The sequence below is a fragment of the Ferrimonas aestuarii genome, from assembly GCF_005116665.1.
Classification (GTDB): Bacteria; Pseudomonadota; Gammaproteobacteria; order Enterobacterales; family Shewanellaceae; genus Ferrimonas; species Ferrimonas aestuarii.
Genome location: NZ_SWCJ01000017.1, coordinates 20,564 through 43,071, shown reverse-complemented (window position 1 = coordinate 43,071; position 22,508 = coordinate 20,564). Strand labels below are relative to the sequence as shown.

Here is a 22,508-nt window from a genome sequence, read left to right as displayed (position 1 = left end):
AAACCTAAAACCGGACCAATAATAACAACACAGCCATTTGAGCCCGTCTTTGACGGGCTTTTTTGCAACTACACTTTGGGTATTCTGGCAAACGGATAGGCTTTATGTGGCTGCTGATGTTCCTCACCCTCGCGAATGCGCCTCAGGTTCATACTTGGCTCGATGAACAGGGAGTGCGCCACTTTAGCGATCAGCCCCAGCCTCTCAGCCAGACACTGACTTTGGCCGACGCCAATCAGCTGCAATTTCCAAAATCATCGCCCGCGCCAAACCAAGCTCAAGCCCCGATTAGCAGCTATCAATTGCAGATCCTCGCCCCCGAATCTGAGGCCACCATACGCAATGCCCAAGGCCGAGTGCGAATTCAAACCTCGGTGACGCCTAAGCTCAAAAAGGGCCATACGCTGCAACTGCTGTTCGATGGCCAACCACAGGATATTAGCGGTACCGGCCTCACCCTAGATAACGTCGATCGCGGTGCTCACCAACTGCAACTCCGAGTTATCGACCAACAACAGCGACCTCTGTCTCTCTCCCAAGAGCAAACCCTTTATCTTCACCGCCCCTCCAGCCAATTTCCCAAAACCAGATAAGCGCCCTATCAGAAACTGGCAAGCAAATTGCAACATCCAGCATGGACTCAAGCCATACGGAAAATAGCGGCTTTTTTCAGGGCTGCTGGCTGAGTTTCCTCTTTTTGGTGCAAAGTGAAAACCGCTATTTGCACCATAATGGTGCAGTGCTAAAGTAGGGAAAAGTTTTGGGAGAAATGCCACCGATGCCCCCTCTGGATCCCAGTTTATTGCTCAATCACCTCAACGCCGCCGTCATCGTGGTGGATGAGCGTCTGATGGTGAAATACGCTAACCAGTCCTGCGAACCGCTGTTTGGCCTCAGTAATCGTCGCTTAAAAGAGATCAGCCTCAACGACTGCTTTGTGGAGATCGGCGTCGAGTTGACTCAGCTGCAACACAGCCTCAGTCAACACCAAGGCTGCGCTTTCTATGCCCTAAATCTGGTTACCCTAGATGGCAATCACCATACGGTGGACCTGTTTCTAACGCCCCTCGGTCCCGGAGAAGGCGTACTGGAGATTCGGGTTATCGACCAACAGCAACGTATCTCTCAAGAACTGCATCAGTACGCCCAACACCACGCGTCACAGTTACTGGTTCGAGGCTTGGCCCATGAGATCAAAAATCCATTAGGGGGATTACGGGGCGCCGCCCAGTTGCTGGAGCGAGAACTGCCAGACCCTGAACTCAAAGAATTTACCGGCATCATCATTGAGCAGGCGGATCGCTTGCGAAGTCTGGTCGACAAACTGTTGGGGCCGCAAAAACCGGGGGAGCGGGCACTTGGCAATATTCACAAGGTGTTGGAGCAAGTCAGTCAATTGGCGGTGCTGGAGTTCAGTAGCGATCTGAAGTTTGTCCGCGATTACGACCCTTCCATTCCTGATTTCGAGATGGACAGAGACCTACTGCAACAGGCGGTCCTCAACATTGTTCGCAACGCCGCTCAGGCTCTAAATGGCTGCGGCCACATTACGCTTAAGACCCGCACTCGAAGTCAGGTCACCATCGCCGGACAGCGCCATCGCATGGCCATTGAGGTCAGCATCATCGACGATGGCCCAGGCATTGACGACACACTCAAAGACACCCTGTTCTACCCCATGGTAACGGGCAAAGACAGCGGCAGCGGCCTTGGACTCTCCATCGCCCAAAACGCCGTGTCGCAACATCAAGGCAAAATCAGCGTGGATAGTTGGCCAGGCCAAACCGCCTTCACTCTGACTCTGCCACTGTCTAAGGAGCAACAATGAACGAACGTGTATGGATACTCGACGACGACAGCTCCATCCGCTGGGTACTGGAACGGGCACTGCAGCGAGAGCAGATCAGCTGCGCCAGTTTCGCCAGCGCCGAATCCCTATGGCAAGCATTGGAAGAGTACCAGCCTCAGGCGATCATCAGTGACATCCGTATGCCGGGTACCGATGGCCTAACCCTGCTAGAGCGGATCAATCAGCATTACCCGCAGCTGCCGGTGATCATCATGACCGCCCATTCGGATCTGGACAGTGCCGTTGGTGCTTATCAGGCGGGCGCTTTTGAGTATCTGCCCAAGCCGTTCGACATCGATGAAGCCATCACCTTGGTGCGCCGCGCCCTAGAGCAATCTGCCACTCAAACGAAGAAAACCACCGAAAAGCCGGTGCCAGTTCCAGAGATCATCGGCGAAGCGCCGGCGATGCAGGAGGTATTTCGCGCCATCGGTCGTTTGTCTCGCTCCACCATCAGCGTGCTCATTAATGGCGAATCGGGAACCGGTAAGGAATTGGTGGCCGGCGCCCTGCACAAACACAGCCCTCGAGCGAAGAACACCTTCATCGCCCTCAACATGGCGGCGATACCAAAGGACCTCATCGAATCGGAGCTGTTCGGCCACGAAAAAGGCGCCTTTACCGGCGCCGGGGGCATACGACAAGGCCGCTTCGAACAGGCCGACGGCGGCACCCTGTTTTTGGATGAGATCGGCGACATGCCATTGGATGTGCAGACTCGGCTGCTGCGCGTACTGGCCGATGGCCAGTTTTATCGCGTGGGCGGGCATCAACCGATCAAGGTGGACGTACGCATCATCGCCGCCACACACCAAAACCTAGAGGGTCGCGTCAAGGCTGGGGAGTTCCGGGAAGATCTGTTCCATCGACTCAACGTCATCCGCATTCACCTGCCCGCCCTTAAAGATCGCAGTGATGATATTCCTGCCTTGAGTCGTCATTTCCTGTCGATGGCCGCCAAAGAGTTGGGGGTGGAAACCAAACGGCTGCACCCAGATGCACTGGCCAAGATGACGGCTCTACCTTGGCCCGGTAACGTTCGCCAGCTGGAAAACTGCTGCCGCTGGTTAACCGTGATGGCGTCTGGGCAAGAGGTATTGCCGGAAGATCTGCCCCAAGAATTTACCGAAACCGATACCCAAACTAGCCCCAGTGCCGGAGCACAAAGTTGGCAACAGCAGTTGGCCAGTTGGGCCGACAGTGCGCTGTCTCAAGGGCAGTCGGAGCTGTTATCAGAAGCCCAGCCAGAATTTGAACGGGTATTGCTAGAGGTGGCTTTAAAACACAGTGGCGGCCACAAACAGGAGGCCGCCAAGCTATTAGGATGGGGTCGAAATACGCTGACGCGCAAACTTAAGGAGCTGAGCCTGTAACCACCTCTTGCGGGTCTTGGTGAATGATGACGTCGCATTGAGAAAAGGCATCCAAAATGCGTTTCTCGGCGGCGTCCGCAATGTCATGGGCCAGACGCAAAGAGATATCGGACTCCAGCTCGATGTGCACCTGCACAAACAGGTTTTGGCCAGAGCGGCGAGTGCGAAGATCATGACAATCTAAAATGCGCTCATCCTGATTCAGCAGTGCCAGCACCTGCTTCCGTACTTCCGGTTCCGCCTCGCGGTCCAGCAGCATCTGCACCGCTTCATAGCCCAAGCCGATGGCACCATAGCCGATGTACAGGGCTATCAACACCGAGAATACGCCGTCGGCCCACCAAGCGCCGTTATCGGCTAACCCCAACGCCAACAACACCGCGAAGTTGAGCATCAGATCGGAACGATAGTGTAGAGAGTCTGCGGCAATGGCGGTCGACCCCGTTACCTGAACCGCCTTGCGTTGAATCATCAATAACGCCAAGGTCAGCACGATGGCAAAGATCGATACGCCAATGCCCAAACCACTGTGGCTCAAGGCCGCCGGCTTTAAGATGCGATCGACACCATGGAAAATCAGCAAGAAACTGGAACCCAAGATAAATGCTGCTTGAGCCAAGGTCGCCAACGGCTCCGCTTTACCATGGCCATAGGGATGATTTTCATCTGCCGGTTGAATCGCAAAACGCATCGCCAACAGGGTGATCACCGATGCCGCCGCATCCATTAAAGAGTCGGTCACCGACGCCAACATGCTGGCTGAACCGGAATAGAACCAAGCGATCAACTTAGCGATGATCAGAATTACCGCCGTCGCCACCGAAGCTCGAGTGGCCCAACGTATCCAAAAATGATACTGGGAAGTGTCTGTGGCAGTCATAGCCAAGTTCCAAAACAAAGATATAGCTGGAATTATATCAGCTAGTTAACCTCACTGCCGAACCCGCATCAAAACAAAAAGCGCTTCTTGAGAAGCGCTTAGTGGAGAAAGCAAAGGTTGGGAAAAACAGATGCAATCAGGGTTTAGAAGCGGCTCATCATGCGCTCAAGCTTCTCCGCTTGACGCTGCTCCAGCTCCGCTTGCTGCTCTGGAGTAAGAATCTGATACAGCTGGTGCTGAACTTTCATCTGCTTCAGCATGCGCTCAGCCTGTTTCTGTTGGCGAGCTTCGATGATCGCTTTGGCGCTGGCCTCATTAAAGGTGTCAGATTGCATCAACTGCTGACGCTTCATCATCTGATCTTGAGCCAGTTCTAGATTCGGCTCAGGACGATCGTTTCGCGCTTCAGAAATGATGGTTTTCATCTGCTGCTTCTGCTCATCGGTCAAATCCAAACCTCTGAACATATGGCGTAAACCTTTATGGCTCTTGCCACCTTTATGGTGCATCATCATTGAGTCACAACCGCGCTCAAAGTCATGATATCCATTGCGATCTTTTTGGGCATTGGCGACACCCACAGCGGTCAGAGATAACGCAACAACGGTAACGCCTGCAGCAAGAGTTTTAGTGAATTTCATATTCGGCTCCTTGGTTAAGTGAGTGCCTTACTAAGTTGAGCCCAGTGTAGCGCCGTCAATGTTAGGCAACCGCAGCACCACGTAAAACTGTGTAAAGTAGACCCGCCGCTCCCAAAGATAGGGGGTATTCTAAAGGCCGAATTATCGAGGAGAGAGGCATGTCCAAAATTTTGCTGATCGAAGATGACCAAGATCTTTGTGAATTACTGCAAGAGCTACTTCAGCTCGAAGGGTTTGACCTGCATTATTGCCAAGACGGTAAGCAGGGTCTGGATACCGCACTGAAGAATGACTTCGACATCGTCCTATTAGACGTCATGCTGCCCAGCATGAACGGCTTCGATATTTTGAAATCTCTACGCCAGCACAGCGAGATGCCGGTGCTGATGCTCACCGCCCGTGGTGACGACATCGACCGTGTGGTTGGCCTGGAAATTGGAGCCGATGACTACCTGCCAAAGCCGTTTAACGACCGAGAATTAGTCGCTCGCATCAAAGCGATTTTGCGACGCACCGGCGATAAAACCGTCCCATCCTCAGAGGGGCTAACCGCTGGCGATCTGACGTTAATTCCCGGCCGACAGGAGCTGTGGTATCAAGAAAACAACATCGAGCTGACCTCCACCGAATTCGCTCTGCTGCACGCACTGCTGCAACAGCAAGGGCAGATCATCTCGAAAGAGCTTCTCAGCGAAACCGTATTGGGCAAAAAGCTGATGCCCTTTGATCGCAGCCTCGACATGCACCTGTCCAACCTGCGTAAAAAGCTGCCAGAACGGGAAGATGGTCGTCCGCGAGTGAAAACCGTGCGTGGCAAAGGCTACATATGGCTCGATTGACGCAAGCCCTGCCTAACCGACTGTTTATCAAGCTGCTGCTGGCATTCTGGATCACCTCCTCGGTGATCGCCGGTGGCTTAATTCTGCTGCCGAAATTACAGCAGATGGACGACGTAGAGCGCATCAACAAACCGCAACTGCAGATGCTAAGCCGCACGGCAATGCGGCTGGAACAACTGCCGGTGGTGGACGTCAATCGCTTTGCCAATCGCCTGCGCAAAGAACTGAGAAAGCACGAGCATCAACGAGATCCACGTGACAGAGAGCAGGTGCCATTGCCACGGGATTTTGATGACCGATTCCGTCTCTATTTGCTCACGCCCGATGGTCAACTGATGGGTAAACGTCATGACCGCCAGCCCCACTCTGTGCGTAAATTCCTGTTTAAAGTTGATGATTTCAGCAAACCGATGTCAGTACGCACCCGCGAAGGCAGTATCTTTGGGCCCGAACCACTCACACTGGCAGGCAAACCTTACCTGCTGCTGATGGAAGTGCGCCAACCCCATCGACGTGGCTGGATCGCCTTTTTGGTCGAAAACCCCCTATGGTTTCTCGGCCTAACCGCTCTGGTTTCAGGTTGCATCTTTGGCTTCGTGGCTTGGCATTTTGGTCGCCCACTGAATCAACTTAGGCAGACCGCCGATGAGCTGGCTCAAGGCAACCTGGACGCTCGCGTTGATCCCAAAGTCACCAAGCGCACCGACGAAGTGGGACAATTAGCAAAGACCTTCGACACCATGGCCGATTCGGTTAGCCACCTGATTAAAGATCAGCAGCGACTGCTGTCGGACATCTCCCATGAACTGCGCACGCCGCTGACGCGTATCCAGCTGTCTTTGGCCTTGGCTCGCCGCAAAGGCCAGCAGAGCCAAGAACTGGATCGACTCGAGCAGCAAGCGGATCAGATGGAGAAGATGATCCACGAACTGTTGCAGCTTTCGCGTCTTAGCACTCAAGCCCAAGAGCAGCAGCAACCCATGCAGCTGGATGAATGCCTGCAAACGGTGATTGAAGGGGCTCAATTTGAAGCGGAGCAGCAGCAGAAACAGCTGTTCAGTGACATCCAGCCGCAATTAAAGCTGGTGGGCAACGCAACCCTGCTGAGTCGTGCGGTGGAAAACCTGCTGCGAAATGCCATCCGTTACAGTGATCAACGGATTCAGCTCAAGGTATATCGCCATCAACAGCAGTTGTTGATTCAGGTCGACGACGACGGCGAAGGGGTGCCCGAAAGCGAGCTGCAGCAGATCTTCAAACCCTTCAAGCGCATCTCCGAAGCTCGGGATCGTCAGTCTGGAGGGTGGGGGCTAGGCCTTGCCATCGTGCAAGCTGCAGCCAGCGCTCATCGAGGTCACGTCGAAGCCAGCCGCAGCCAATTAGGTGGCCTCAATGTCACCCTAACTCTCCCGCTCTCCTAACCGTGTCGGGCCCTCACTCGAGGGCCTCTTGAGCAAGGCATTAAGGTTGTGCCACACTCTGCGCACTTTGTTAGTTGAGATGCCCCATGTTTGAGATCGCCCTGTACGAACCGGAAATCGCCCCCAACACCGGTAACATCATCCGCCTGTGCGCCAATAATGGCTGCCGACTGCATCTAATTGAGCCTTTAGGTTTCGATCTGGAAGAGAAAAAGCTACGCCGTGCTGGCTTAGATTACGGCGATCTGGCGCGGGTAACTCGTTACCCCAACTACGACGCGTTTCTTGAGGCTATGGCGGACCGTCGCATCTTTGCCCTGACCACCAAAGGCAGCCGCCCTCACGTAGAGCCAGAGTACCAACCGGGCGATGTTTTGCTATTTGGCCCAGAAACCCGAGGTTTACCTGAGGCGGTGCGCAACGCCATTCCGGAATCCCAGCGCATCCGCGTGCCAATGCAAGGCAACAGCCGCAGCCTAAACCTGTCCAATACCGTGGCCATCGTCAGCTACGAAGCCTGGCGTCAGCAAGATTTTGGCGGAGCCAGCTAAACCAATAACACACCTTGCAGCTCAGCCAAGTTGCTGACCATTAAGCTGGGCGCAACCCCTTGTGGGCAAGATTGGCCATGATGATTAAGCCAGCAGGTATCAAAACCCGCTCGCTGACCGCCGAGAATGTCGGTGTGGGGATTATCGCCGACCATCAGCACTCGCTTGTCATCTGGATGCGCCATCAACGCTTTGGCATGATCGAAGATCTTCGGGTCGGGCTTAGCCACCCCGACCAACTCTGAGATCACCAACATCGAAAACAGCGAATCAAAGCCATTGTGTTGCAACCTGGCCTGCTGAAGATCAGAGAAGCCATTGGTAATGATGCCCAATTGAGCGCGCCCCTGCAGCGCAGACAAGAGCTCTCGAGCCCCAGTCAACGGCTGACATACCGTTACCATCGCCTGCAAGAACGCCGAGTTTATCTCTGCCGCCGACAGCCCTAGGCTTGCCTCCCACGGCTCGAATCGAATCCGCTTAAGCGCGTCGGCACTGAGCTCGCCGTTTTGGTAAGCCACCCACAAGGGTTGGTTGACCTCCTTATAACGGCGGTAGTCTTGCTCACTGAATGATTGGCCACATTGGGAAAAGACCCGTTGCAAGCCAGCCAGGTCATCAAAATGAAACAGGGTGTCATCGGCATCAAAAACTATCCAATCGTATTGCACAGGCATACCTCTTATTTATTTTGTCGCCACTCTACACAAACACCATTGACGTTATAATCCACAAACAGGAATAACACCTTATCCGAAATGGAACAGATAATGCGCTCAGATCCCTTCGCCCATTTACCGATTTTCATTGCTGTGATTGAGCAAGGCAGCTTCTCCAGTGCCGCCTCGCATCTGGAGATGACGCCATCGGCAGTCAGCAAACGCATCGCCGCACTGGAGCATGCGCTCGGTACCCAACTGCTGCAACGAACCACTCGCAGCCTCAGCCTGACTCAAGCTGGACAGGACTATTATCACGACGCGCAGCAAGCCTGGACGTTGATGCAGCAGAGCCAAGCCAAACTGCAGCAAGGGCTAACGCACCCACAAGGCCGATTGACGCTTAGCGTGCCGGCAGTATTCGGACGTCGCCACATCAGCCCACTGATTCCTGAATTTTTAAAACGCTATCCCAAGGTCACCATCGACCTTGGTTTAGATGACCGTATGGTGGATCTGGTGCAAGAGGGGGTCGATCTGGCCATTCGCATCGGCCACCTGCCAGATTCGCCTCAAGTCGCCACCCCGCTAGCGCCCTGCGAATCGGTGCTCTGTGCCAGTCCTAACTATCTCAAGCACGCGGGAACGCCGACTCGCCCAGAACAGCTCTCAGATCACAACTGCTTAGAGTACAGCTATTTTCGTGGTGGCTCCCATTGGCAATTGGGAGACCACCGAGTGAAGCCTCAGGGCCGTTATCGAGTGAACTGCTCCGATGCGTTGTTAGATGCTCTGCTGGCTGATTGCGGCATCGCTCAAATGCCCACCTTTATCGTCGCTGAGTCCCTAAAACAGGGGCAGTTGGTGCCACTGCTAACGGACTACCCGCTGCCCAAACACAAGGTGTACGCACTGACCCCACATCGCAACGGCCAGCCCGCCAAAACCCGCGCCTTTATCCAGTTTCTCCAGCAACAATTTGGCGAAACGCCACCATGGGCGCGATAATCCTTTTCAATCGTGCCAATAAAGTGGTTTTTCCCAAACTAGGGGGCACAACAAGGGGGTTATTCCGATCCTTTTTCATCCACAAAAAGTATGACCTTGGTCAATAATTGTTCGTAACTTGCTCCCTATACTCGAAAAGGACTGCCGGATCGTTTCTTAAGAATTTAAGGAGGCTAGCATGCCTAGATACCACACCGAGCAGATAAGGAACATGGCCCTCATGGGCCATACAGGAAGCGGAAAATCCACCTTGATTGAGGCCCTCCTCTATCGAGCTCATGCCATCGGTGACAAAGGCAGGGTCGAAAAGGGCACCAACCACGCGGACTTCACCGCACAAGAGCGTGCCCACCACCACAGTCTTGAACCCTCGTTTCTCTCCTTCGATCACAACAATCACCACATCAACCTCATCGACACTCCCGGACTCTCCGATTTCTTTGGTCGCGCCATGCTGCCACTGCCTGCGGTCGAATCAGTGCTGTTGGTGGTTCATGGGGATCGTGGCATCGAAGCGGTTACCCAGCGTGCGTTTGAGCAGGCGAGACACCAAGGCAAGGCGGTGATCATCGTCATCAACCACATTGACGGCCATCTCGATAAGCTCGAAGCCCTAGTGGATGAGATCCAAACGCGCTTCGGCAACGCCTGCTTACCCTTAAATTTACCCACCCCAGACGGCCAAGTCGTGGTGGATTGCTACTTCGAGCCCGAAACCGATCAAACCACGCTCTTCAGCGACGTCACCAGCATCCATGATGAGCTGGTGGATACGGTTCTTGAGGAAGACGAAGCCTTGATGGAGCTCTATCTCGAGCAAGGTGAATCCCTGTCTCCGGAACAACTGCACGCGCCGTTGGAGTCTGCACTTCGCCAAGGGCATCTGGTGCCCATCTGCTTTGCCAGTGCCGAAACAGAAACCGGCTTGGTCAACCTACTGCGGGTGATTACCGACGTGCTACCGAGCCCTCTCGAGGGCACACCGCCCCAGTTCCTCAAAGGATTTGGCGACGAAGAACAGCCTGTCACCATCAGCCAAAAACATGAAGATCATGTTCTCGCCCATGTATTCCGGGTCGGCATCGATCCCTTTGTGGGCAAGATGGGCGTGGTTCGCCTACACCAAGGCACCATGGAAGCGGGCATGCGTCTGCTGATTGGCGATGGTCGTAAGCCAGTTAAGGTCAACCACCTGTTTAAACTGCAGGGCAAAGAGCAGCTGGAGTTAGACCGCGCCGTCCCCGGTGACATTCTGGGTCTGGCTAAGGTCGACGGCCTCGACGTCGATGCCATCTTGCACGATAGCCACGATGAAGACCTCTACCACATGCCACGACTGGAGATGCCACAGCCCATCTTTGGCTTGGCAGTGAAAGCCAAGAAGCGTGGCGATGAGCAGAAGATCGCCGAAGTGCTGCACAAGTTGGTAGCCGAAGATCCAAGCCTGCACATTGAACATCAGGAGACCCAAAACGAGACCGTACTCCAAGGGTTGGGTGACCTTCACGTGCAGATCGCACTGGAGAAAGCCAATCAGGTGTTTAACGTCGACATGGATACTGCCAAACCCACCGTGGCTTATCGGGAAACCATTACCGCGTCAGCGGAAGGTCATCACCGTCATAAGAAGCAGACCGGTGGTGCCGGCCAATTTGGTGAAGTCCAACTGCGGATTGAGCCATTAGGTCGTGGTGAGGGTTTCCAGTTTGAAAGTCAGGTGGTTGGCGGCGCCATTCCAAGCCAGTTTATCCCTGCGATTGAAAAAGGTGTAAAAGAGGCGATGAGCCAAGGCTTCCTTGCGGGATTCCCACTGCAAGACATCAAGGTGATCGTACTCGATGGCAAACACCATGCGGTGGACTCCAAAGAGATCGCCTTTGTGGCAGCAGGTAAAAAAGCCTTCCTTGAAGCGGTTAGCCAAGCGTCTCCGGTTATCCTGGAGCCATTGGTGGACATGCACGTCATCGTGCCTCAGGACAAAATGGGTGACATCACTGGGGATCTCAGTGCTCATCGCGCCATGGTGTGTGGAACCGATGCGCTGGACAACAGTCACGTGGACATCAACGTAGAAGCCCCATTGGCCGCGCTCGATGACTACGCAACCCGTTTGAAGGCGATGACTGGCGGCGAAGGTCACTACTCCATGACCTTCAACCGTTATGAAGTGGCACCGCCCAATGTGCAACAGGAGCTAACGCACTAGCAAAAACAATCAGGGCGCCAATTTGGCGCCCTTTAACTCATCGATGATTACTTCTGGTGAGCTGCAACGAAGGCCTTAATATCCAGCCCCTCCAGTTGCGGCCAATCAACAACCTGATTCGCAACCCCTTTCATGGTGGTCGACAGCAACTCTGGCTGCCTGCACACCACCAGAAGTGGAATCTGTTTGGCCACCGCATAACCCGCTTCGATGCCCAACCCTACCCCCTTCTCGGTCATCTCCAGCACCACGAGGGCACTGGCGTCGATGGCTTCAAAGGTAAGCTGCATCATCTCTTCGGGGGAGAAATGACACTGGCCCCACTGTTCGAGATCTCGGGCAACCACGTAGCTGCTCAGCCCCTGTGACGCCAAAATCTTGGACAACTGCTCAATCTCACCTTGATTGCGGTTGTCTTCATGAAACTTGATTCCAATGTACGCCTGCACCTAAGTCTCCCATCCGGTTTAGTCAATCAAGCCAAACGCCAATTGTATCGAAAGCCCTATCTTCACATCGTGATCCTCACCAGAATCAGAACCTCCAAACAGGGTAAATAGACCAACTCACTGATCGCCTTGATATACTAGCTGATATCAAATTCACTATCGGAACCACCCCTATGAAACTTTGGGCCAGCGCTCTGCTCACTCTTGCCGTTGCGACTTCTACCAACGCCTCTTCCCTGTTCGATATTCAAGGCCTCGCCATCGGCCAAGCTTCCGATGTTAACGGCTTAACTGGTGTCACCGTTTTGCGCTTCGATAAAGGAGCCACCGCCGGCGTTGACGTGCGTGGAGCCGCTCCAGGTACTCGGGAAACCGACCTGCTTAAACCGGAAAACCTAGTGGATAAAGTGCACGCCATCGTGCTGTCCGGCGGCAGCGCCTTCGGCCTCGACAGCATGAGCGGCGTGGTTAAGTACCTAGAAGAGCAGAAAATTGGCTTTGATACCGGTGTGGCCTACGTGCCTATCGTCACCGGTGCGGTGCTGTTCGATCTGGGTCTTGGGGATGCCAAGGCCCGCCCCGATCTGGCCATGGGCTACGCCGCCGCCAAAGGAGCCAATCGTGATGCGATGCAAGAGGGCAACGTCGGTGCTGGCACCGGCGCCAGTGTCGGTAAAATTGCCGGCATGTCTCGAGCCACCAAAAGCGGCATCGGCCGCTACAGCGTTACCCTAGATAATGGCCTCGTCGTCGGAGCCGTGGTGGCAGTAAATGCCTGGGGCGACGTGGTGGATGGCAAACAAACCATCGCTGGCACTCGCAGTGAAGATGGCAAAACCTTTATCTCTGGCACCGATCTGATCATGGCCGGAGCCAACGCCGAAGGTTTCGCGGGCCGCAACACCACCATTGGCGCCATCGTCACCAACGCCAAACTCACCAAGTCTCAAGCGTTAAAGCTGGCACAGATGGGGCACGATGGCTACGCGCGCGCCATCCGTCCAGTCCACTCCATGTACGACGGTGACACGCTGTTTGCCGCTGGTACCGGAGAGATTGAAGTGAGCAACATCAACTCCGTCGGAGTCATTGCCGCCGAAGTGGTAGAGCAGGCGATCTACCGCGCCGTACAGCACGCCCAAGCAGCCGGAGGCTTGCCCGCCGCAAGTGATCTGACGGATTAAATCCGTTACCCCAAGCAATAAAAAAAGGCGCCTATTGGCGCCTTTTTTCATCAGAGTCGAGAGTTAAAACTTAAACCCTTCTCCTGTAATGGCAACCTGAGTCACGCTGCCATACTGCTCCGCCAACGGTTTGATCTCATCGGCCTTGCCAATCATCACAAACTGCAGATTTTGCTGTGGAAATGCCTTGGCGATCAGCGCCTGTGCCTTCTCCAGCGTCAGCTCGTCTACCTGAGTCTGGAAGGTGTTGATGAACTCAGGACCAAATCCGTACAGGTACATCTGACCCAACAGGTTCGCCAGTTGATCGGAAGTTTCAAACTTCGGCGGGTACTGACCTTTCACATAGGCTTTGGCGGAATCCAGCGTGGCTTGATCCAGCCCCTGCTCCCACAAACGGCTGTAGGTTTGCAGTGCCAGATCCACGGCCGCTTTGGTGTTTTCTGTCGCCGTAAAGGTGCTGATCTGGAAGCTGCCCGCATTGGAGTAAGCACGGAAGGCCGAGCGCGCGCCGTAAGTCAGACCGGCATTCACTCGCAGCTCATCATTCAGCCATGAGGTAAAACGGCCACCAAGGATGGTGTTGATTACCTGAAGAGAAACGTAATCGGGGTCGTCCCGAGAGATGCCTGGGCCACCAATGATAAAGGTGGTTTCAATGGCATCAGGCTTATCCACCAACAACACCTGAGGGCCATTTGGTTTCGCAATGGCTTGGTCCAATTTGGCCGCCATCGGCGTGTTGGCGCCCTTCCACTCTTCGAACAGTCCAGTGAGGCGCTGCTTCATCTCGGTGGCATTAAAATCGCCAACTATGGAGATGGCCATATTTTGCGGTTGATACCAGCTGCCGTGGAAAATCTTCAGGTCATACAGATCCATGCCTTCCACTGACGACACGTCGCCCACGGTTGGATTCGCATAGGGATGCTCACCATAGAACAGGCTATCAAAGTAGTAGCTGATCACCTGCTTAGGGCTCTCTTTTTGCTGAGCCAGTTGCGCCGCATACTTGGACTTGGCCTTACTCACCTCGTTTTCAGGGAAGCTTGGGTAGCGCAGCAGCTCTGACAGCAGCGGTAACATTACATCGGCGTCTTTGCTCATAAAGCGCATGCTCAGTTCGCTGCCCTCTTTACCTGCCCCTGAGTTCAAGCTGGCGCCTAGACCATCCACCAGCTGCTCCAGTTGCTGCTTAGTGCGGTACTTGGTACCCAGCAACAAGCCTTCAGCAGTCATGGCTGACAAACCTGGGGTGCTGTCATTCACGGCACCAGCTCGAATGGTGACGTCGGCGGTGATGATCGGCACATTGCGCTTCTCCATCAACATCAGGGTCAAGCCGTTGCTTAACCTAACCGTCTCATACTCGGGCAGCTGGAATGGGGAGGAGCTGACCTTAGCAAAGGTCGGCGCATTCACCTTAGGCGCTGCCGCTGGCGCTTCAACGGAGGTGGTGGTTTGGCTGCATGCCGCTAGCAGGGCGGAGGCCACTGGGATCATTAAGGCTTTCATTAATCTTTATCCTCTTCAGCAGCCAGCACGCCCACGGTGCGATTGGATTTCTTCAAGTAGGTTTTAGCGACCCGCTGCACGTCTTCTGGAGTCACCTTAGCGTAAGCTTCCGGCGCGCTGTACATCTCGCGGTAGTCGCCATAGAACACTTCGTAGCTACCCAAGGTGTTGGCACGGCCATTGATGGTTTCCATGGTGTCATAGAAGCCCATCAGCTTGCTGTTTTTCACTTTCTCCAGCTCTTTGGCACTAACGCCCTCTTTGGCGACCTTGTTGATCTCGGCAATCAGAGCCGTTTCCAGCTTGTCTGCAGCCACGCCAGGTTTGGCTACCGCGTAGATGTAGAACAGGTTGGGATCAAAGCTCTGAGGCACGTAGCCATCCACGGCCAAAGCGATCTGCTGCTCATCCACCAGCGCTTGATTCAGGCGAGAGCTGTTACCATCAATCAACAGCGACATCAGCACGTCAAGTGCGTAGCTGTCCTCGTGGTTGGTCTGAGGAACGTGATAAGCCAACAGCAAGTTCGGGCTGGTTACCGACTCTTTGCGAACGTAAACGCGGCGCTCACCGGTCTGCTCTGGCTCTTTGGTGCGCACTTCCGCCGGTGGCTCTTGGGCAGGAATGCTACCGAAGTAGTGCTCCGACATCGCTTTCACCTGTTCAAAGTCGACGGCACCGGCAATCACCACCACGGCGTTGTTCGGCGCGTAGTAGGTTTTGTGGTACTGCTTCAGATCTTCCAAGGTCCAAGCGTAGATGTCGGACTCATAGCCGATCACCGGCCAGTTATAGGGGTGCGCTTCAAACGCCACGGATTTCAGTGGCCCTTGCAGGGCACGCCAGTTGGAGTTTTCCAAGCCAGTGGTGCGCTCAGAAGCCACCACATTGCGCTCACTCTCCACCACTTTCGGGTCGATGTTCAGATGAGCGATGCGGTCCGCTTCCAGCTTAAAGATTGTTTCGATGGCTTCCGCAGGGAACCAATCGGTGTACACAGTGAGGTTTTCGGTGGTGTAGGCGTTGTTAGCGCCACCGGCGGCTTCCATGGTGCGGTCAAACATCTTCGGACCGTAGTTCTTGGAGCCATTGAACATCATGTGTTCAAAGAAGTGAGACAAACCGGTGATGCCCGGCACCTCATTACGAGAGCCCACTTTCCAGAAAAGATACATATTGGCATTGGGGATGGCATGATCTTCCAACACTAAGATCTTCATGCCATTTTCCAACGTGAAGCTCTGAACTTCCGATGGCTCTGCTGCCTGAGCATTGGCAGAAAAAGCCATGGTCAGCGCGATGATTGGCGCGACAAATCGTTTCACGAACCGCTCCTTGTGACTGAATTTAAAGAGTTTAAACTCAGCCACTTTGCCAAGCTTAGTCAGCGCTGGCAAGCATTGAGGTAAAGGCTTTGTAACAAAGCCTTTACTCTAAGGCGCTGCGAAACGGCTTCGGCAGTTTTTGGGAATCAAATTTGGCCAACACCAGCTGCAACAACGGCAGCTCCTGAGGTTGTTGTTGGCACCGCCCTTCAATGGCATTCACCACCTGGGGAGACAGCTGCTCGATGGCGCTGTGAAGATCGGAGCCATCGCCAGCATAGTGGTAGGCCGCCTGCAGCAAGGTCGCCCCCTCAACCAGATCCGGCTGTGGCACCTCTTCATTAAAGATCGCCAGCGCTAACTCAAACATGGTTTGCGCTTGACCGCCTAACCGGATCGCTTCCCGGTAATAATCTGCCGCCCGCTGCGGCTGCTTTTCAACTCCATCACCATCAATCAGCATGCGCGCCAACGTCGCCATGGCATCGGGGTAGCGCTGCTTAGCTGCCTGCTCCAGCCATTGAACCGCCTGAGACAGCTGCCCCTGCTGCATCAACATCAACGCCAAATGATACTGAGCTACCGGATAGCCGGTATTGGCTGCCTGTTCGGTAAAGTGTCGCGCTTTCTGTTCGTCGACGTCACCGTTTTGCCCTTGGTGATAGAGCACCCCTAAATTGGCCATCGCCTCCGCTTGATCTTGCTCCGCTGCCAGCAACAGATAGTGCTCAGCCAAAGCGAGGTTTTGCTCGATGCTGTGGCCACCGGAGAGATAGAAATACCCCAAAAGCGCCTGCGCCCCCGCCACGCCAGCTTCGGCCGCCTGCTGAACGAACGCTTCCCCACGGGCCTGATCAATGGTATCGCCATAGCCATGAATCAACGCCACGCCATGCTCAAACTTGGCTTCATCGTGATGCTCATAGGCACGCTCAAACCAGTAACTGGCCTGCTTTAGTAGCTCACCGGAAGCATCCAAATTGAAATCGCGATTGTCATTCGCCATGGCAAACGACAGCTCTCGCTCCCGCTGCATCAAGCCTTTGGCCTTGAGTGACGTCCCCACCAGATACTGAGCCTGATGATCGTTTTCCATCACGGCGCGATAGCACAGCTCGCGACCGGCAATCTGATCCACCGGTTCAAACTGCCACTGGGGTGCCCCCTGCTGAGTGATGACGGGGTAACTCTCGGCCACCATTTTTGCTGCAATCTCTACCGCTTTTCGAGCCAACTCCACCAGCTGCTGCTGAGACAATCGGTACTTTTCCGGATGCGCCCCCTTATTGCCTTCGGAGCGCAATTTGTGGATCTGCCTCGCCAACCGAACATCGATCACCTTAGCCCGATTCAGCACCTCAATTCGGTCATAGAGATTTTTGCTTTTGAACGTAATCTCAACGGCTTCTGCAAGTCGATCCACCAGTTTGTGGGCAACGCTGCGAAGGTGAACCAGAGCAAAAGTGGGAACATCCAGACAGTAGTTTCGAGCCAATTGATAGTCGTCAACCAACTCCGTGTCCAAACGGCGAACCAATTCGATGTCATCAATGGCCACTGTAGCGGCTCTCCTTATGAGGGTGCGGGAAATAGCGATAGACAGGAAAACAAAAAGGGCCGCGGAACGCGACCCCAATAAACCTTATGCGGTTTGATCGGCACTCATTACGCTGCTGCCCTCGGTCTGAGCCAGATTCGCCAGCTCTTTGTCGATCATGTACAGGCCCTGACCACTGTCGCCCACCAGTTCCAGCTTATCCAGAACCGACTTGAACAGCTTCTCCTCTTCATGCTGCTCAGCCACATACCACTGCAGGAAGTTGAAGGTGGAGTAGTCTTGATTTGAGAATGCGGTGTGCGCCAACTCGTTGATCTTACGAGTGACTAGCTGCTCATGCTCATAGGTCGCGGCGAACACGTCGCTCAAAGAGGCAAATTCATGAGCCGGGGCTTCAATCTGGCCAATCAGTGGCAGACCGCCAGCTTCGCTTACGTAAGTGAACAGACGACGCATGTGCTGCATCTCTTCATCGGCGTGGTCACGCAAGAACTCTGCGGCGCCTTCGAAGCCTTTGTCTTCGCACCATGCACTCATCTGCAAGTAGAGGTTTGAAGAGAAGAACTCCAGATTAATCTGCTCGTTCAATTTATCGATCATGGCACTAGACAACATGCGAGGGCTCCAAAGTCATAATTAGTCGGCCTCCATTTTTCAATCTTCAGGCGGAAATATCAACTGGATTCAGTAGCCTCAGCCTTAGGAAGCATCTTAACCTTTGGCGAAACCTCCTCTTTGAGGGAGTTGGCTAGCTCGGCTCGGTTACGGCCCGCCTTCTTGGCTTGATACAGGGCATCGTCTGCTTCTTTCATCAACACCTCGATGGTGCTGATGCCAGTTTGGGTGGAACTCACACCGGAGGAGATCGTTACCTTGCCCAAAGATTGGCCATTGTGAGAGTGTTTTTGACCGGCAACGGCCTGCACAATCTTGTTGGCCAAGTCCAAGGCGCCGTTGGCGTCAGTATCTGGGCACAGCACGGCGAGTTCCTCTCCACCATACCGACACACTACGTCACACTTGCGTACCTGGTTCAGCAAAACTTCCGCCACCTTTTTGATCACGTAATCACCGGCATCGTGGCCAAAGGTGTCGTTAAACTTCTTAAAGTGGTCGATGTCCATCATCAGCATCGACATCGACGTTTTCTGTCGCTTACACAGCGCCAATTGATTCTCCAAGAACTCCATCATATGGCGGCGGTTGAACAGCCCCGTCATGGGGTCGCGTATCGCCTGCTGACGCAGATTATCTCGCAGGCGAATGTTCGCCAGCGCCAAACCAACTTGCTCTGCCAGAGATTCCGCCATCGGTTGGCTCTCTATCATCAGCCCCTCATCCAAGAACGCCAGGTGCAGCACCCCAAGGGCTTCGCCCTGAGCCAACAACGGAATGCAAAGCTGAGAGCCAACGTCAGGGTCACTGTGATCACAGGGGATCTCCAGCCCCTCCTCTTGGCTTAAATGGGTGTGTCCTTTCAGCAGTGCCCAACATTCGTCATGACCAAACAGGGACTGACCCGTCCACTCTCCGCCCCAATTCATCACCACTTCCAATTTTCCTTTGGGCGACTTGATCAATGAGATGGCCCCCTGACTGCCGGGCAGCAACTGGGTAACGATGGGTTCCAAAACGCTGCAGGCACTGTCTACCGAGGTGCAGGCCGCCATCAAGCTTCCCAACCGCTGCAACATGGAAAGCTCTCGAGTGCGAGCGATCACCTTGACCTCCAGCGACTCACGCTCTGCCGAGGTTTGTCTCTGCAGTAAACGCTGAAACGACCAACTTACGAAGTAGATAAAGCAAACCCCAATGAGGCCGGCCAATCCAGACCAGATGCGGGTGATAAGCAGCTGCTTATCAAGTTCTGTACTAGGTTCAGAGACTTGAAGAATTCGCGTCGCCCCTTCGCCAGAGCCAAGAATAAAACTGACGGCCATGTAATTTGCTTGAGTTTGCCAATCCGGGTCAAAGCGACGCTCAAACCCCATGCCCTGCTGCTGTGCCAGCTCCAACTCCGGCCGCTGCAGATGATTAACGTGAGCATTGACCCGCTCAGCCTCACCACGAGAATCAGCAACGGCCCAGCCCAGTTCATTAAATACCAGAATTCTGGCACTGCTATCTTGAGCAATGGCCGCCAGTACTTCATTGATTTCTTGGGCATCAATAGGTGCTTGTTCACCTTCTGCCGCGGCATCCTCACCCGCCATTTTAAGGTCACTTTGCTGCTCAATTAGGTTCACCCCCAACTGAGCCAAATGGTGCATTCTGGCGTGGGCATTGGCCTTAATTCGGGCCTCAAACTGCATGGTCACGGTGATCAACGCGACAGACATCAATAACGCCATCGCCACCACGGGAACAATTAACATCAGACGAGAGTTCAGCATGATCCTTCCTGATTATCGGCTCACCTTCCTGGGTCAATGCCTCTAAGTATAGGAACGGTTTGGAATTTGTGTTGGTAACAAAAGCGTCACAATCCCCCGATAGACTGTCGCCGCCTCTAATCAAAACTAAAAACAATGAAAACCAAGACTCACGCTGTAGCGAGCTCAGTGATACTGCTCTTGATCGCCTTTGCTTTGGTGGCCGCGCAGTACCTAAACCGACAACAACAACATCAGGTTACTCAAGACCTGCAACTCAGCCAAAATATCCAGACTGGGTTCAAATCCCAGCTCCAGCAACCGGTAAACCTCTACTTGATTCAAGGAGATGCCCAGCGTCTTACCGAGGCCAATCAAGGGGTACAACTGCTGATGGAACTGCTGGCTCCCCTGCCCTCAGAACTCACGGAAACCACGCTGACTCAACTAACCGCTTTCAAGCGAAAGCTCAGTGGTGACTATCTCAGTGCCGGGAAACTCGCCGGAGATCCTCGAGGACTGCTATCAAACTCGGAACGAAATCTATTGGCCTATGGCCGCTATCTGAGCCAGTACGCTGTCAGCCATTATCAAGCCAATCCTCATGCCGCAAAGGATCTGCTCACCGCCAGCCACCAATTGCCTGAGCTGGTGTATCAGTTGCGACAACTCACCGGCTTATCCCAGCTGACCCAAGCTCAAAACAGCACCGCCTTGACCCAGCAGCTGCAACAATTGGAGTCTTGGTCGGCAGCCTTGGCATCCCTACCGCTACTGGGCATTCAAGACAGCGCCGAAGAGGACGACCTGCTTAGTTTCGATGACGATGACCTAAGCGATGTGGGAGCGGAGTTCCAAGACGAGCTGGTTAGCCTCGGAAAACGTTACCGCCAGGAGCTGCGTTCGACCAAAGACAACCTGATCCGCATTCGCACCATGCGCCACGATCTGGAACAGGAGGTTGCGCAACTTGAACACGGCCTTGCCGCACTCGAACAGCAGCGGCAACAGCGCTCCGACACCCTCAACCTGCAGCTGCAATCGCTGATGAGTACCATCATTGCCGCGCTGGTGGTATTCGCGCTGATCAGCGTCTGGGTACAATATCGCATCGCCGTAAAGCCACTAACCGAACTTCAAAAGGCATTTCAGCGACTGGTACAAAGCGGCCGCCGTCAACCCTTAGCCACCAGCCAAAGCAACAGTGAAACCAACCAAATTGCCATTCAATTTAATCGGTTACTCGAACAAATGGCGCAGCGGGAAACCGACAACCAGCAACAGATGGCAGACGTATCCGAGCGCCTCAGTCATCTGGTTGCCGAGATGAGCGAACTGGCAAACTTGGCAGACACCCAGCAACATCAAGTGGCTCACGCTCGAGGAGCCAGCAGTGAACTGGATCGTTTGGCCACCGAGGTGGTCGATGCCTCCAGCTCAGTGGTCGAAGGGGCCAAAGAAACCAACAAGGCCATGACTCAGGGGTTAAGCCAGATCACCAACCTCGCCGCCCTCTCCAACCAGACAGAGGATGAAGTTGAGGTAAGCCTTCAGGCCCTAGAGCGACTGAGTGGCTCGGTAACCAATGTCACCAACATCATCGATTCCATCAGCGCCATTGCGGAGCAAACCAACCTATTGGCGCTGAACGCTGCCATTGAAGCCGCCCGAGCTGGCGAACAGGGGCGAGGTTTTGCGGTGGTTGCAGACGAAGTGCGAAACCTCTCCACCCGCACCCAGCAATCCCTTAATGAGATTTTGACCATTTTGAATCAGCTCAATGCGTCTAAAACCGATCTTCAAGGGCACATGGAACGCATCCAAACCACCGCGTCACAACAGGTCTGTGAATCAAGCAAGCTTAAGGCCGCACTGGAAACCGCACGCGCGTTAGCAGAGCAAGCGGCAGTGGCCTCAAGGCAGTCATCGGTGAGTGCTCAGCTTCAAGCGGAGCAGTTGCATGAGTTTGACCAACAGATGGCCTCCCTCAATAGCTGTGGGCAGGAATCTCAGCAGCAGAACCAGCGCATCGCCACTGAGGTAAAACGTCAGGCAGATAACATCACGCAGATTCTGACCCAGGCAAACGTCTAAAGCTGAGCAGCTGTGGTTGTGAGCGCCGATACGCGGCGAAAACTCCTTGCAAAACCGATTTAGGCTGGCATAACTGCCAGCCTAATCGGCCATAAAACGTTGCCAAGTGTGGCAGTGTAAAACAGTGAATCTCTCCGGGGTGATCGGCAATCATCTGCGTAATTAGCTCAGATGCGATCCGCTGATGACGATAACTTGGGGCAACCCACACGCCGCGCAAAATCCACTGCCCCTCCATGGGGGACAGCCTTGCGGTGGCAATCAGGGTGCCTTGGTCTCTCACCGCCCAAACTTTATCATGGCGCTTGCAGCGGTCACCTTGCCCTTGAGCCTTGTAGAAACGGTCAATAAGCGGATAAGCAACCACCTCAACGGATTCGATGTAAATGCTAGGCTCGGACACCCTCGGAAACTCCTATACTGATACCAACCTGAATAAATATCTGGTCACTATTGCTCGCGAAATTTTATGGGGTTGGAATCAATTCAATTTTCTTGCGAGACAGATTGTGAGAACCACGTGCAATTGTGTCTCACGCTTTAATTGAACGAATTTACTCATCGCACTAGACGGAACACTGACT

The 22,508-nt window shown here is 54.1% G+C and carries 20 protein-coding genes; 10 read left to right on the top strand and 10 right to left on the bottom strand.

Annotated features, from left to right (window positions below; translation table 11 throughout):
* Positions 1-104: 104 nt before the first annotated feature.
* The 3 genes from FCL42_RS17245 (at position 105) to glnG (ending at position 3,222) form a co-directional block, all read left to right on the top strand.
* Entirely contained in the window at positions 105-593 is a 489-nt protein-coding gene (locus FCL42_RS17245) for a DUF4124 domain-containing protein (protein ID WP_136864677.1), read from the top strand.
* A gap of 194 nt (positions 594-787) precedes the next feature.
* The gene (gene glnL, locus FCL42_RS17240) at positions 788-1,828 is read left to right on the top strand and encodes a nitrogen regulation protein NR(II) (RefSeq protein ID WP_205729297.1); all 1,041 of its coding nucleotides are present in this window, start codon (positions 788-790) and stop codon (positions 1,826-1,828) included.
* On the top strand, positions 1,825-3,222 hold the full coding sequence (glnG, locus tag FCL42_RS17235) for a nitrogen regulation protein NR(I) (protein WP_136864675.1): 1,398 nt from the start codon (positions 1,825-1,827) through the stop codon (positions 3,220-3,222). Before glnL ends, glnG begins: the two co-directional genes overlap by 4 nt.
* On the opposite strand, the gene fieF is transcribed toward glnG, so the two are convergent.
* Both fieF and FCL42_RS17225 read right to left on the bottom strand, forming a co-directional pair.
* Positions 3,203-4,102: a cation efflux pump FieF gene (gene fieF, locus FCL42_RS17230; protein ID WP_136864674.1), complete on the bottom strand. Its 900-nt coding sequence runs from the start codon at positions 4,100-4,102 to the stop codon at positions 3,203-3,205. The genes glnG and fieF overlap by 20 nt on opposite strands.
* Positions 4,103-4,245: 143 nt before the next feature.
* The gene (locus tag FCL42_RS17225) at positions 4,246-4,743 is read right to left on the bottom strand and encodes a Spy/CpxP family protein refolding chaperone (protein WP_136864673.1); all 498 of its coding nucleotides are present in this window, start codon (positions 4,741-4,743) and stop codon (positions 4,246-4,248) included.
* Between the two features lie 158 nt (positions 4,744-4,901).
* On the opposite strand from FCL42_RS17225, the gene FCL42_RS17220 reads away from it, so the two are divergent.
* From FCL42_RS17220 to FCL42_RS17210, 3 genes are all read left to right on the top strand, one after another.
* Complete coding sequence (locus tag FCL42_RS17220) at positions 4,902-5,582, top strand: response regulator (RefSeq protein ID WP_136864672.1); 681 nt, start codon at positions 4,902-4,904, stop codon at positions 5,580-5,582.
* A complete protein-coding gene (locus FCL42_RS17215; protein WP_136864671.1) occupies positions 5,570-7,003 on the top strand; it encodes an ATP-binding protein in 1,434 nt (477 codons plus the stop codon). The genes FCL42_RS17220 and FCL42_RS17215 overlap by 13 nt, the downstream gene beginning before the upstream one ends.
* Positions 7,004-7,089: 86 nt before the next feature.
* Positions 7,090-7,554 carry a tRNA (cytidine(34)-2'-O)-methyltransferase gene (locus FCL42_RS17210; protein WP_136864670.1) on the top strand — a complete coding sequence of 155 codons (465 nt, stop codon included), beginning with the start codon at positions 7,090-7,092 and terminating at the stop codon, positions 7,552-7,554.
* Here FCL42_RS17210 and yjjG read toward each other — a convergent pair.
* Positions 7,551-8,231 carry a pyrimidine 5'-nucleotidase gene (gene yjjG / locus FCL42_RS17205; protein WP_136864669.1) on the bottom strand — a complete coding sequence of 227 codons (681 nt, stop codon included), beginning with the start codon at positions 8,229-8,231 and terminating at the stop codon, positions 7,551-7,553. The genes FCL42_RS17210 and yjjG overlap by 4 nt on opposite strands.
* A 93-nt stretch (positions 8,232-8,324) precedes the next feature.
* Between yjjG and FCL42_RS17200 the strand changes: the two genes are divergently transcribed.
* Positions 8,325-9,221, top strand: a complete 897-nt coding sequence (locus FCL42_RS17200; protein WP_136864668.1) for a LysR family transcriptional regulator — start codon at positions 8,325-8,327, stop codon at positions 9,219-9,221.
* Positions 9,222-9,399: 178 nt separating this feature from the next.
* Positions 9,400-11,427: an elongation factor G gene (fusA, locus tag FCL42_RS17195; RefSeq protein ID WP_136864667.1), complete on the top strand. Its 2,028-nt coding sequence runs from the start codon at positions 9,400-9,402 to the stop codon at positions 11,425-11,427.
* 47 nt (positions 11,428-11,474) lie between these two features.
* On the opposite strand, the gene FCL42_RS21850 is transcribed toward fusA, so the two are convergent.
* Complete coding sequence (locus FCL42_RS21850; protein WP_205729295.1) at positions 11,475-11,876, bottom strand: TIR domain-containing protein; 402 nt, start codon at positions 11,874-11,876, stop codon at positions 11,475-11,477.
* A 173-nt stretch (positions 11,877-12,049) separates the two neighbouring features.
* On the opposite strand from FCL42_RS21850, the gene FCL42_RS17185 reads away from it, so the two are divergent.
* Complete coding sequence (locus tag FCL42_RS17185) at positions 12,050-13,060, top strand: P1 family peptidase (protein WP_136864666.1); 1,011 nt, start codon at positions 12,050-12,052, stop codon at positions 13,058-13,060.
* Between the two features lie 63 nt (positions 13,061-13,123).
* Here the strand turns inward: FCL42_RS17185 and FCL42_RS17180 are convergent, their stop codons facing one another.
* The 5 genes from FCL42_RS17180 to FCL42_RS17160 all read right to left on the bottom strand — a co-directional run bounded on the left by FCL42_RS17180 (position 13,124) and on the right by FCL42_RS17160 (position 19,851).
* Entirely contained in the window at positions 13,124-14,575 is a 1,452-nt protein-coding gene (locus FCL42_RS17180) for a M16 family metallopeptidase (protein ID WP_136864665.1), read from the bottom strand.
* Entirely contained in the window at positions 14,575-15,900 is a 1,326-nt protein-coding gene (locus FCL42_RS17175) for a M16 family metallopeptidase (RefSeq protein WP_136864664.1), read from the bottom strand. Before FCL42_RS17175 ends, FCL42_RS17180 begins: the two co-directional genes overlap by 1 nt.
* Before the next feature lie 103 nt (positions 15,901-16,003).
* Positions 16,004-17,458 (bottom strand): DUF4145 domain-containing protein, encoded by a 1,455-nt coding sequence (locus FCL42_RS17170; protein WP_169308433.1) that lies wholly within the window; start codon positions 17,456-17,458, stop codon positions 16,004-16,006.
* A gap of 84 nt (positions 17,459-17,542) precedes the next feature.
* Positions 17,543-18,073 (bottom strand): non-heme ferritin, encoded by a 531-nt coding sequence (ftnA, locus tag FCL42_RS17165; RefSeq protein ID WP_136864662.1) that lies wholly within the window; start codon positions 18,071-18,073, stop codon positions 17,543-17,545.
* A gap of 59 nt (positions 18,074-18,132) precedes the next feature.
* Complete coding sequence (locus FCL42_RS17160; protein WP_136864661.1) at positions 18,133-19,851, bottom strand: GGDEF domain-containing protein; 1,719 nt, start codon at positions 19,849-19,851, stop codon at positions 18,133-18,135.
* A 168-nt stretch (positions 19,852-20,019) separates the two neighbouring features.
* On the opposite strand from FCL42_RS17160, the gene FCL42_RS17155 reads away from it, so the two are divergent.
* Entirely contained in the window at positions 20,020-21,924 is a 1,905-nt protein-coding gene (locus FCL42_RS17155; protein WP_169308432.1) for a methyl-accepting chemotaxis protein, read from the top strand.
* On the opposite strand, the gene FCL42_RS17150 is transcribed toward FCL42_RS17155, so the two are convergent.
* Positions 21,893-22,327, bottom strand: coding sequence for a GNAT family N-acetyltransferase (locus FCL42_RS17150; protein ID WP_136864659.1), 435 nt, complete (start codon positions 22,325-22,327; stop codon positions 21,893-21,895). The genes FCL42_RS17155 and FCL42_RS17150 overlap by 32 nt on opposite strands.
* Positions 22,328-22,508: the final 181 nt, after the last annotated feature.